The following is a 12567-nucleotide window of genomic DNA, read 5'->3' as shown; positions in this document are numbered from 1 at the left end:
CTAACTGTTTCTTTCAATCAATAATCGCTGGGCAGTTTGCCGATGCCAGTAGATGGGACTGAGTAATTTCTTTGCTAGGCCTGCCGTGGATAAATTGCTGAGGTTCGCAGAAGGTGCTTTTTTGATTTCCTTGTGAGTCAGTCTATAAATACGACCGTGGTCGGCTCCATTGTAGAGTTCGTATTGCTGCTGCAGGTGACGGGGGATGGCGGAGTAGTCTTCGATGATTTCGCGATAGTAGTCGACGACCCAGATCGCTCCGTCCGGACCATGAAGCAAGTTTATGGGATGACTCCATTGGTCAGTCGTGGCAGCGAACTCTGAGTTACTTTCTTCTGCTAAACGATGAAGGCTCAGAGCAGATCCATCTTGGCGAACCTCCGCTCTGTGAATGAGATTTACGGATGGCTCGCAAGCGAACAGTTGTCCCTGCGGATCTGGCAGTACGTTGTCTCGATATATAAAGTTTCCACAGGCAGCGGTGAACCAGCCATTGGGATCAATTTCCGGTGCGCCGAAGCGAGAGTTATAGAAGCTAAAGTAGCCAGGGTGATCGGCCCGCTTGCTTCGCCAGGGATGTGCAGGAGCCAAGGAGTAGGCTCGGGCATCTCCCGTTCGAACTTCAATATTGCTAGCCGCGATATTGGGATTTCTCAGTTGATACTGATAGGGAAGTGGGGCGATGAAAATACCGGGCACTGTGGTTCCAATGACAAAGCGATCTCCGCCCTGTGTCATGGTAAATCCAAGGGTATGGGTTCCACCTGTTACAGGTTCAATGGCAGATCCGTCTGCCCGTATCCGAAAATCGGAGTCAGGCAATTCTATGCTCCCATCAAAATTCGGTCCGGTAATAGTTCCTCCCGGCCAACCGCGCCCAAAGTAGATCCATCCGTCGTCTCCCCACAGTGGAGCATTGATGCCTCGCTCGAGCATGCCGGTGGCAAAACCAGTGAATAATGTCTCCCGTGTTTCAGCTGTCCCATCTCCATCGAGGTCTGCCAGATAAACGATATCCGGAGCGCAGGCTACAATCACGCCTTTTCGGGCCGCTACCAATCCATAAGCTGGAGGCAAATCATCTGCCCAGATATTGGCCTGGTCCATGCGGCCATCGCCATCCGTGTCGCTGTGTAGTTTGATAACCCCATAGCTACCTTCCTCTGCTTCTTTCTTATGCTCCTCACTCGCTTGCACACGACGAACCTGAGTATCGAGCATTCCAGACTTGTCTAGCTCTTCGATATCGAGGTGACCCTCCAGATTGTACCCATGGAGCTCGCTTACAAGCATACGCCCCTGTTCGTCCCAGCAAATACCAGAGGGGGAAACAATCAACGGCTCACTGGCCAGCACTTGCATTTGAAAACCTGGAGGCAGCTTAAATGAAGCCGCACTTTCTTCTGGCGAGCGTGGTTGAGGTGCATCGTCAGGTCTTGGGATTTGTGCAGAGAGGTTGTAGGCGAAGAGCGCGCAAACTGAAACGGATTTCCAGAGTTTCATTTTTAAAATTACTCTGATTCTTGTTTGGTCTCGGATTGGATGGTTTTGGTGCAATCAATGAATAGCCAGGTGATTGAACTTACCAAATAGAGACAGGCAACGAGTATGAACATGGGGACGTAGTCGGTGTTTCGGATTAATTCGCCTCCGACTGTTTCCATAGTCGAATAATGATCGAGCAGGGGGCCAACGACCAACGGCATTACCAAGGCTCCTATGTTCCCCATCATATTTACGCCACTGAATACGGTTCCGGCATTGGGTCCTCCTATATCGGTGCAGGCTCCCCAAACGGTAGGTTGGGACCAATCACTAAAGAATTTTACTACAAACAATCCCCATGCCAGGGCCTCTGCGCTTGTTTGTGATATAGCAATAAGCAGGCAACCTGCGGCGATGGCTTTTCCCAGGGCCCCCATGATGCGACGTGACCAGAGCCTGTTTCCCAGAATCCTGAATAGTACATCGTTCAGGTAACCACCGACATAGCCGCCAATGGCGCCTCCAATGAGGGGAAGACTGGCAAACATGCCTAATTCAGTCCATGATACACCTTTGGCGACAAATACACTTCCCAATACTGATGTATATACGACGTCCGCACCGGCATTCGCGGTTTGTTGAAATAGAAGCAACTGATAGCTGCGATGTTTGATCGCATTGGAAAGCTTGAGGATCTTTCGTTCGGGCTTCTTGGCTGAGTCCTTCGATGATTCGGAGTTAGTATCATCGCTATGCTTGAATTTTTTCCTGCCGAAGATGGCTGAGACCATGGGATTAAGAAAAAATGCGAGTGCGACGACGAGAAATGTGACCGTGACCCAGTTATAGTAGAGGATGGTTAAAGGTAATGCAATGACGAGGGGAGTGAGAGTTCTCACGGTGAGCCCTTTCGGTTCCGTGCCTTCTTGAATGAGTTTCAACTCCTCATCATTCACGCGGCCATCTATTTGCGGGGAGTTGCGATATAAAATGAAGAATACAGCCGCAAACAGTATGCCGACTCCCGACATGATGACCAGTGTCATCCGCCAGGAATAACCGAAGTGTCCGATTAGAACGGTAGCCATAATGACCGGGGCCAAGGCACCGCCCATTCTGCCTGCGAAGCTTGAGATAAATCCCTGCAGTGTGGTTCTGCTAGATGGAACGAACCACCTGCCGGAAATGCCACTTAGGCTAGGATAGGCTCCCGCTTGTGCGGCTCCGAACAGAACCCGCGCTCCTGCAAAAGCCCAGATGCTACCAACGCTCGCAAAGAGGACCAGGCAAAGGGACCACACCGCGATGCTAGAACTTAGAAAGATATGCGCTCCAAAAAAGTCAGAGACAATGCCACTGGGGATTTGTCCTAAGGCGTAACTGAACTGGAACGATGTGAATATCCACTCCAATTGCGTATTTGAGAATCCATACTCTTGTTCCAGCTGCGGCCGTATAATTGTCCAAGTGTAACGGTGGACATAGAGGATCAAGGAGATCATCGAACTAAGGCCTAGGACCAGCCAGCGTACATTCGTAGGTTTATGGGAGCTCATGAATTGGGATAGATGGGGAAACTGAAACATCTATCTTTAGAGGATTCAAGGATGCTGCAATGCCCTTTCTCTAGTATGAGGACTTTTAAGGAAAAGAAGGGTTATCCTGTAAATGGGGGATGGCCTTATTTCTTGCTTAGCTATAGAATGCGCTTTTTCCTCCTTGAAGGTCCTGTTTATCCATAAATAAATGAGGCGATTTAATTCCATATCGATGACTAATTCAAAAAAATCTAGCCTTCTCACTTTTATCTCAGCCCTTTCTTTACTGGTTCTAATTTCCGGATGTTCCTCATCTGAGGACGGTGGTTCAGGATCTTCCAGTAGTGATAGAACCACCATAGCCGCTATCCCCAAAGCAACCGGTGGTGACTTCTGGGAAACCGTCGAAGCCGGAGCTCGTAGAGCCGCTACAGAGTTGGATATTGATTTAAAATGGGAAGGCACAGTGACCGAAACTGAAATCGCCGAGCAGACCAAAATCATTGAGAATATGATCAATCTGGGAGTAGATGCCATCGCATTGGCACCTCTCAATAATCAGGCTCAAAGAAAACCGGTTCAATCGGCCGTTGATAACGGAATTCCCGTGGTCGTTTTTGACTCGGGTGTCGACGGGAATGCTCACTCCAGTTTTGTGGCTACCGACAATGAACTGGGAGGCAAGCTCGGCGCTGATTATCTATCTGAGCAGCTTTCCGGTAAGGGGAAGATCATCGTATTTCGTTATGTCCAAGGAACGGCGAGCACCACCAAACGCTCGGATGGATTTATTGAGGCTGCCAAAGCAGCGGGTCATGAGATCGTTGCTGACCCATTTTCTGAATCCGGAACGCTTGAAGGTTCCAAGAGTGTGGTTGCCAATACGTTCGAACGTTTCATTCAAAACGGCAAACTGGATATCGACGGCGTATTTGCCGCGAACCTGACCGCCACATTGGGTGTGTCTTCGGCCATGGATGATTTAAGAGATAGCGGAATTGAAGTGGATATAACCTTTGTTGGTTTTGATAGCTCCAAAAAACTGGTTGAAGAAGTCCAGTCTGGGAAAATCGATGCGCTCATTGTTCAGAGTCCTGAGAAGATGGGCTACCTTGCTGTAAAAACGGCACTGGCAGTTTCCAGGGGTGAAACGGTGGATGCCTTAATTGATACTGGCGTTGAAGTGGTCACCGCGGAACGCCTGAAAAATGAGGCCGACATTCGCACGCTAGTAGGCTTAAAATAGATCGACGGATCAATTAACTCATCAACCAGATTGACCGAATTGTGAGCGATACACCTCGGCTGGAAATGCACGGTATCGAAAAGAGTTTCGGTGCTACGCGTGCACTGAAAGGTGTGGATCTTTCTGTAAATCCGGGAGAAATATTAGCACTGGTCGGTGAAAATGGTGCTGGTAAAAGCACTTTAATGAAGGTGCTTTCCGGGGCTCATTCACCTGATAGTGGAACGCTGCTTCTAGATGGTGAGCCCTATACTCCGATGAACCCGCTACACGCCAGAGAGTCGGGTGTGGCAATGATTTATCAGGAGCTGTCTTTGGCGCCGCACCTTTCAACCATGGAGAATATTCTTCTTGGGATCGAACCTGCGAATAAGGGATTGGTGAAATGGAAGGAAATGAAACGCCTGGCCAGTGAGGCTATGGCAACGGTGGGATTAGAATCCGTGAACCCAGAAACGCCGGTCAGTCATTTGTCTATCGCTCAACAGCAACTCGTAGAGATTGCCCGTGCGGTGGCTCTGGATAGTCGTGTCCTCGTTTTGGATGAACCAACGAGCTCATTAACGGCTCAAGATATACAAAAGCTTTTCGATCTGGTTCGTTCGCTTTCAGCAAAGGGGATCGCGGTCATTTATATCTCTCACTTTCTTGAAGAGGTGCAGACCTTGAGTGATCATTTTACTGTATTGCGAGACGGTGAAAGTGTCGGAGGTGGAATTACAGCAGAGGCTCGTAATGAAGAAATCATCGAACTCATGGTTGGGCGCAATGTGGATAACCTGTACCCAAGAAATGAACACGTTCATGGCTCGGTTAAATTGGAAGTGGAAAACTTGTGCGGTCATGCCAAGTCGGGATCATCCAGTTTTCAATTGCATGAAGGTGAAGTGTTTGGCGTTGCCGGATTAGTTGGTGCGGGACGGACGGAGCTTCTGGAGTCTATATTTGGGCTGGAGCCGGTTGCGCAGGGAACGGTTAAGGTCGGCGCTTACTCAGGATTAAAAACACCTGCCCTCAGTTGGGACCAAAGCGTCGGTATGGTCAGTGAGGATCGCAAGACGCAGGGGCTCGCGTTGGGCCTGAGTATTGCTGACAACATCACCTTACCTAAACTGGACGATCTGGGACCAGGGCGTTTGGTGATGCCAGCAAAGCAACGAACGGTCTGTGATCCCTGGATCGAGAAAATTCCGATCAAATGTGAGTCGGCTGGACAAATGACAAGTGACCTTTCTGGAGGCAATCAACAGAAGGTGGCCATTGCTCGATTGCTTCATGCCGATGTGGATATTTTATTACTCGATGAGCCAACCCGAGGAATTGACGTTGGGTCGAAGGCTCAGATTTACCGTCTGATTGATTCGCTCGCCCGCGGAGACGAATCGCAGGGCCGCAAACCCAAAGCCATACTCGTTGTGAGCAGCTATCTGCCAGAACTACTCGGCATATGCGATCGCATCGCTGTCATGTGTCGAGGCGTGCTGAGTGAGGCACGTCCGGTAAGCAAGTGGAATGAACACCAATTGATGGCAGCCGCCATTGGTGAGAACTAACGATTATTTTTCCTATGAGCATCTCTGCAATTAATAAGCTTTTCAGTTCTTCCGGATCTAAGACCTGGATTAATATCGCTGCCCGGTTTCTCGCACTGGTCATCGTCTTTATGTTTTTTGCCATCTTCGTCGAAGACGGAAAATTTTATACCTTAAGAAACCTGGAAAACATTGTTCGTCAAAGTTCGGTTTATGCAACGGCAGCCCTTGGGATGACTTTTGTGATCATCGCTGCAGGTATTGATTTGTCCGTCGGATCCATAATCGCATTGGCGGTGGTGGTGGTAGCTTGGACTTTGAATATTCAAGTCGATGGCCCTGCAGGGGAAATGGTGTATTTAGTTCACCAGTACCCTTTCATGACTCCTATCGCGGCTTGCCTGCTCGCCATCGGTGCATCGACTGCCGTGGGGTTACTCAATGGTGCTATCATCGTCAGGCTGCGGATGGTGCCGTTTATTGTAACCCTGGGCTCGATGGGAATTATTCGTGGATTGGCGAAAGGGATTGCCAGCGAAAGAGACATTTATCCCCCCGAAGAAACCTGGATAGGTGGGCTGATGGATCCGACGCTCACTAATCAGGCAAAGAGTTGGATGATATTTCCTGCTGGCGTTTGGATCTTGATCGTCTGTATCGCGGTAGCGTCCTTTATTTTGAAATACACGCGCTTTGGACGTCACGTCTATGCAGTGGGATCCAATGAAGAAACAGCTCGCTTGTGTGGTGTGCCTGTTGGGCGAACCAAGCTTATCGTTTATGGATTAACTGGGTTCTTTTGCGCATTGGCTGGCTTCATGCAATTTTCCTACATTGGTGGAGTGGGGCAACCGACGACGGGCGTCATGTATGAGCTCTTTGTCATCGCCGCTGTGATTATCGGGGGTGCCAGCTTTTCTGGGGGTGAAGGCTCCATTCTCGGAACCATCATTGGCGCACTGATTATTACCATCCTTTATATGGGTGGACAGCAAATGGGCTGGCCCAAATGGGTGCAGGAAATGGTAATCGGAGTAATTATTATTCTGGCTGTGGCCGTCGATCGATTACACCACCGGAAATTAGTTTAAGTGATGGGGAAATTATAGAGGCTTCGCGTTTTCATAGACCTCAGCTTTGGATCCGACTTTCCTCGTTTCGGCTCCGACCTCTTTTAGGAAGTTTACCATGTGCCGATGGAGTTCCTCTGCCTTCTTGGGATTCTTTTTAGAAAGGTCTTTCGATTCACCGATGTCCTTGGATATGTCGAAGAGCTCAAGGCGATCCCTATCCCAGGTTTTGACTAATTTATAGTCGCCGAGAATTAGGGATGTCTCGGCATCGCGAGCAACTGCCTGGTGAAAGATGAAAAAGGGATTATTGCGCTGAACCTTTCCACGTCCCCCATTGTGAATCATTGGGCTCAGGCTACCACCGTCTAGGGCCTTGGGTAGAGCCTTCTTATAACCTGCAAGCTCAGCCAGAGTCGGGAGGATGTCCAGACCGGTAACAACAACATCGCTGATAGCGTTTTTATCAACGCCGGGTCCGGAAATGATAAAAGGCACACGAACTCCACCTTCGTAAACAGTACCTTTTCCTTCGCGCAATGGGTCGTTTCGGTGAACTTCAGGATCATCCTGACCAGGAATACCGTTTCTTCCACCGTTATCGGAAAGGAAGAAAATGTAAGTCGAATCTGTCAGCCCGAGTGAATCGATCTTGTCGATTAATAGTCCAATGCCCGTATCCACGTCGGATGTCATAGCTGCAAATTCCGGCATAGAGTGTTTCTGTCCTTTTCGCCAGTTACTCGTTTTCTTGAGCGTTTGCTCCCGGTAGAAAATATCCAAATGCACAGCATAGTGAGAAACCTGTAGGTAGAAGGGGTGTCCCGCTTGCGACTGTGTCTCCATAAATTCACTCGCGCGTTCCGTGATGCCCCAAATCAATTTCGGATCTTCCTGAGGTGATGGACCTCCACTGCCTTTGCCGCCTCCGGTGCCATTGGTCGTAACCCCATCACTGATATCGTAACCCATTTCCTCGGGTGTGACATCATCGAAACGAAAGTCCCATTTGCCGAAGTGTGCAGCGCGATAGTCGGGATTCGCTGACTTGAGCATCTGTGGAATACTCAGCTGCTTTCGATAATTCACGGTCCAGTTCCGCTGATCTTTTTGATAAATGTGGCGAGCCGGTGTTTGCCCAATCAGAATGCTGCGTCGGGTAGGACAACAAAATGGAGCCGGCGAATAGCCTTGAGTGAATCTGATTCCTGTCGAGGCCAGCCGTTCGATGTGGGGCGTCCGGTAGTAATCGCTTTTGGTATGTTCATCTCCTGGAATAATTTCAAGAGAGCTGCCCACCCAGCTTTGATCGTCTGTGAGGATGACCACAAAATTGGGAGATTCGGCTACGGAGTGTATCGTCATGACCAGGTAGGTTAGTAGTGTGATAATGATACATGAAGGTGCGCGACTCATAAACTTGGATCTCAGGGTTAGAGCAAAGATTTTGTATGTATCTCAATTCCTCCGATTGCAATGAACATTTCTGAGGAGACGATTGACGCGTTGAAGAAACTCATGAGTCTTGTTGAAAAATTGAAGAATAGAAATGATCGATACGATAAAGAACAAGGAAGGGGAGGGGCTGGATTTCGAATTTTCCAAAGGCGACCACGACTCCGAACAAAGCGAATGGATTGCCGTTCTTGGACACGGAGTCACGGGGAATAAGGATCGACCCATAGTTGCCGATACCGCTGATGCTTTGAATAAAGCAGGGATTGATACCCTCCGTTTTTCTTTTTCTGGCAATGGTGATTCTGAAGGTAGATTTGTGGATTCAAACATTTCCAAGGAAGTCGAAGATCTAGCTGTTGCGTTGAACGCTGTATCTGGATCTTATTCTAAGGTGTGCTACCTCGGTCATAGCATGGGTGCAGCGGTAGGTGTTATTCGGGCAGCAGAGGACAAGCGTATCAACGCTCTGGTATCTATGGCTGGAATGGTCGATACCAAAGCGTTTGCTCAAACAGAGTTTGGAGAAGAGGTCCCCGATGCAGGACTCATGTGGGAAGAAACGGATTGTCCACTGTCCTCCTTGTTTATGAACGATCTGTGTACTACCGTTGGCAATGTCGAATCTTGGATTTGCAAGGTCGAGGTGCCCTGGTTGCTGGTGCACGGTACGGGTGACGATGTCGTGCTTCCTCAGGACAGCGAAACTGTCAAAAGACTCAAAGGTGATTCGGTCGATTTACTATCCGTAGAGGGTGCAGACCACAGTTTTAACGAACCCTCCCACAAAGCAGCGCTTTTAGAAGCTGTCGTTTCGTGGCTTAGAAGCCTGGCATAGATTGGAAGATGATACGCAACGCATTTAAAATGAAACTCAAAGCCGGCTTTGAGGAAGAATACAAAAAACGGCATGACGAGATTTGGCCGGAATTGTCAGAAGAGTTATCTGCAGCCGGTGTATCCGATTATTCGATATTCCTCGATGAGGAAACCCTGACTCTCTTTGCGGTTCAAAAACTCTCAGATAATCACACGGCCGATCAGTTGCCGGATACAGAAATTGTTAAAAAGTGGTGGGCCTATATGTCCGATATTATGGAGTGCAATCCGGATAACTCTCCGGTGGCAATCCCCTTGAAGGAAGTATTTCACGCTGAATAGTTAGTATTACCTATGAATATCTCCTGGCTCGATTTCTCCATCATTGCCTGTTACTTTGTCTTTATCTTCATCATAACTGTTCGGATTGGTCGCAAGGTTTCCGATTCAGACGATTACTTCCTCGCCGGTCGCTCTATGCGATGGCCAATGATTGGGGCATCTCTCTTTGCCACCAACATTTCGGCTGAGCAATTCGTGGGGCAGGCTGGTTTGGCTGTTGCGGTGGGGATTGCCGTGGCTAACTACCAATTGGCTGGAGTGTTGGGTTTTGCTTTGATGGGCCTCATATTTCTGCCGACCTTCATTCGATTGGGGATAAAAACAGCCCCACAGTTCCTGGAGATTCGTTACGGTCTCGAGTCGCGGAAGTTTCTTTCGATTATAACGATTCTATTCATCGGTTTAAATGCGGTGCCCCTTTCGCTTTATGCGGGTGGTCAGGTCATGCGGGATATGTTCGGTTGGGACTCCATTTTGCCTGGGATTTTAATTCTTTGTGCGACCACAGGAGTGTATGCCGTGATTGGTGGATTGAAAGCCGTGGTGGTCACCGATTTTCTCCAAATGTTCATTTTGGTTATAGGAGGTTTTTTAGTGCTCGGTTTTGGGCTTCATGCTGCGGGTGGCATTGATAGCTTCCTTGTCAAGATGGAGTCATTGAAAGCGAGTGGGGGTGAGGATATGCTGTCTTTATTTCGCCCGGCCAATCATCCGGTTATTCCTTGGACAGGTGTAGTATTCGGATTAACGGTACATGCGTTTTATTACTGCTCAATGAACCATACGATCGTGCAACGTGCGATGGCCGCAAAAAGTATTCATCAGGGCCGCATGGGAGGATTGTTTGCAGGTTTACTGAAAGCACTCACGGTGTTTATTATCGTGCTTCCGGGAATCGTCGGGTTGGTATTGCTCAAAGACGGCTTCTTTACCACGCCTCCTGAGACTGAGGACCAGATTTACTCAGCTATGGTGCGCTCTTTATTGCCGAGCGGATTAATTGGCCTCACGCTTTCCGGATTGGTAGCCGCATTGATGAGCTCGGTGGATTCCAATATCTGTTCCGCATCTAGTCTGATCACCATTGATTGGTATCAGCCTGCCAGGCCCAATGCTTCAGAGAAGGAGCTCGTGAAAGTCGGTAGAGTCGTGGGGGCTGTTATTATCATAATGGGAATGATCTGGGCGATATTTGTCATTCCACATTTTAAGTTCCTTTTCGATTATCTGGCCAAGTTTAATTCCTATTCGGTTGGGGGCTTGCTTGCCTGCTTTATAGGAGGACTACTTTCACCTTATCCAAATCGTAAAGCTGGGTTTTGGACCCTCATTATTGGGTCCGTTCTTGGGCTTGTTATGTGGCTGATCGCCGATAACAATGCGCTCAATGCCTTGGCACATTCAATGGGTTTAGGATTCTTGGATATGCATTTTCTCCATGGGGCTGTGTTTCTCACTGTCAGCGGTTTTGTTCTGCTCTTTGGTATTTCTTTCCTTACGAAAGGCGACGGTTCGGAATCCTTTGCCGAAATGAAAAGCACCCGTTTGACCGGTATGGAGCCCACCGCTGCTGAGAATAAGCAATTCAAACTGTGGCTTGGCATTGTGGGAGTTGTTTACGTGGGTATCTACTTGTTGTTTATGTAGGGTTTGTTTTAATACAATTCTCCGTAGTTTTAAAACCATGATAATCTTGAAACCCATTCTGTTGATCTTATCTGTAATCAGTGGATTTGTCTATGTTGAGGCACAAACAAGGGAGATTCTTTTGAGCACAGGTACCCCAGTTCCAGATGAAGAACGTTCAGGTTCAGGCCTTGTCATCAGCTCTAATGGTGAGGCTTTTCTTTTTGATGCCGGCGGAGGCTTTTATTGTCAGTCATGGCTCCATTCATCCTGCCTATGGCTACAAAATTGTGACTTCGGACAAATCGATCGTATTCTCCGGTGATACAAGCTATAGTGAGAAGCTCCTAGAAAAGGCAAAAGGAGTCGATATTCTCATTCATGAGGTCATCAGTGAGGAGGGTTGGAAAGCGCTGCCGCCTGATTGGCAGGCTTATCATCGATCCGCGCATACGCTGACCAGCGAGCTTGCTGAAATTGCGAACAAGACAAAGCCCGGGGTGCTTGTGCTGACTCATATTCTTCATTACGGTGCTCCGATTGAAACAGCGAAGACTGAAGTTGAGGCTCTCTATTCCGGTAAGGTCATACTCGGAAACGATCTTGATGAATTCTGAGGTGCATTCGTCGATTGGATACAGGTATAAGGTCCAGCGATTTTTTATGGATTAAATTCATCGTAACCTTTTTACTGATCCATTAGTTATCCAATTGAGGAATCTGTAGCAGATAGCCTACGAAATATTACGCCAAGTTTATGGAACTAAAAAATAGCTTCAATGAATTGTTCATGAACCCCGTGACTATCGAGTCACTGCCGACTTTCGCCATTAGCCTGCTAACGGCTGCTCTGCTAGGTTGGATTTTGGGCCTCGCCTACATTCGCTTTGGCACCGCTCTTTCCAATCGACGACAGTTTGCCCGAAACTTCCTGTTACTGACGGTGACAACGACGCTGATTATCAGCATTGTGAAATCATCGCTCGCTTTATCACTTGGCTTGGTAGGGGCGCTTTCGATTGTTCGTTTCAGGGCGGCCATTAAGGAACCCGAGGAGCTGGCCTTTCTATTCCTGGCAATTTCCGTTGGGTTAGGTTTGGGAGCAGGCCAGGGATTAGTAACGGTAGTCGCCTTTGTTTTGATCCTTGGGCTCGTAGCATTGAGAAGCCTATCCCGTCCAAAGACCGATTCGGGAAATCTATTTCTTACCATTAACAGTTCCGCTCCTGATAAACTGAATACTCAGCAGATTCTGGATGCGCTCGCCAGTGTTGGAGCCACGGCCAGTTTGAGGCGAATGGATGATGGGCCTGAGCTCATGCGAGCTTCGTTCCGCGTCGGTTTTACGGATGCCCAAGGTATTGAATCGTTTAGCGAGAGTGTCCGTAAACTCAGCCCGTCGGTTGAGATAAGTTGCGTTGAGGATGGCGGCTTAAATCATTAATCCCATCCTC

The 12567-nt window shown here is 48.5% G+C and carries 11 protein-coding genes; 8 read left to right on the top strand and 3 right to left on the bottom strand.

Annotated features, from left to right (window positions below):
* Both GA003_10020 and GA003_10015 read right to left on the bottom strand, forming a co-directional pair.
* Nucleotides 1-1503, bottom strand: coding sequence for a hypothetical protein (locus tag GA003_10020; GenBank protein ID QXD30262.1), 1503 nt, complete (start codon nucleotides 1501-1503; stop codon nucleotides 1-3).
* Nucleotides 1504-1511: 8 nt separating this feature from the next.
* A complete protein-coding gene (locus tag GA003_10015; GenBank protein QXD30261.1) occupies nucleotides 1512-3041 on the bottom strand; it encodes an MFS transporter in 1530 nt (509 codons plus the stop codon).
* A gap of 214 nt (nucleotides 3042-3255) precedes the next feature.
* Between GA003_10015 and GA003_10010 the strand changes: the two genes are divergently transcribed.
* The 3 genes from GA003_10010 (at nucleotide 3256) to GA003_10000 (ending at nucleotide 6892) form a co-directional block, all read left to right on the top strand.
* Complete coding sequence (locus tag GA003_10010; GenBank protein QXD30260.1) at nucleotides 3256-4269, top strand: substrate-binding domain-containing protein; 1014 nt, start codon at nucleotides 3256-3258, stop codon at nucleotides 4267-4269.
* A gap of 65 nt (nucleotides 4270-4334) precedes the next feature.
* Nucleotides 4335-5822 carry a sugar ABC transporter ATP-binding protein gene (locus tag GA003_10005; GenBank protein ID QXD30399.1) on the top strand — a complete coding sequence of 496 codons (1488 nt, stop codon included), beginning with the start codon at nucleotides 4335-4337 and terminating at the stop codon, nucleotides 5820-5822.
* A gap of 14 nt (nucleotides 5823-5836) precedes the next feature.
* A complete protein-coding gene (locus GA003_10000; protein ID QXD30259.1) occupies nucleotides 5837-6892 on the top strand; it encodes an ABC transporter permease in 1056 nt (351 codons plus the stop codon).
* Nucleotides 6893-6904: 12 nt separating this feature from the next.
* On the opposite strand, the gene GA003_09995 is transcribed toward GA003_10000, so the two are convergent.
* Entirely contained in the window at nucleotides 6905-8287 is a 1383-nt protein-coding gene (locus GA003_09995) for a sulfatase-like hydrolase/transferase (GenBank protein QXD30258.1), read from the bottom strand.
* A gap of 133 nt (nucleotides 8288-8420) precedes the next feature.
* Here GA003_09995 and GA003_09990 point away from each other — a divergent pair, with 133 nt between their 5' ends.
* From GA003_09990 to GA003_09970, 5 genes are all read left to right on the top strand, one after another.
* Entirely contained in the window at nucleotides 8421-9164 is a 744-nt protein-coding gene (locus tag GA003_09990; GenBank protein QXD30257.1) for an alpha/beta fold hydrolase, read from the top strand.
* An 8-nt stretch (nucleotides 9165-9172) separates the two neighbouring features.
* Nucleotides 9173-9487 carry an L-rhamnose mutarotase gene (gene rhaM, locus GA003_09985; GenBank protein ID QXD30256.1) on the top strand — a complete coding sequence of 105 codons (315 nt, stop codon included), beginning with the start codon at nucleotides 9173-9175 and terminating at the stop codon, nucleotides 9485-9487.
* Between the two features lie 12 nt (nucleotides 9488-9499).
* Nucleotides 9500-11134 carry a sodium/solute symporter gene (locus GA003_09980; GenBank protein QXD30255.1) on the top strand — a complete coding sequence of 545 codons (1635 nt, stop codon included), beginning with the start codon at nucleotides 9500-9502 and terminating at the stop codon, nucleotides 11132-11134.
* A 146-nt stretch (nucleotides 11135-11280) separates the two neighbouring features.
* Nucleotides 11281-11730 carry a hypothetical protein gene (locus GA003_09975; GenBank protein ID QXD30254.1) on the top strand — a complete coding sequence of 150 codons (450 nt, stop codon included), beginning with the start codon at nucleotides 11281-11283 and terminating at the stop codon, nucleotides 11728-11730.
* A gap of 140 nt (nucleotides 11731-11870) precedes the next feature.
* Nucleotides 11871-12557, top strand: a complete 687-nt coding sequence (locus GA003_09970; GenBank protein ID QXD30253.1) for a DUF4956 domain-containing protein — start codon at nucleotides 11871-11873, stop codon at nucleotides 12555-12557.
* Nucleotides 12558-12567 lie beyond the last annotated feature (10 nt).

Source organism: Opitutia bacterium ISCC 52, assembly GCA_014529675.2.
GTDB lineage: Bacteria > Verrucomicrobiota > Verrucomicrobiia > Opitutales > UBA2995 > UBA2995.
Note: the sequence above shows the minus strand (reverse complement) of the source record. Positions and strands in the feature narration are given on the sequence as shown.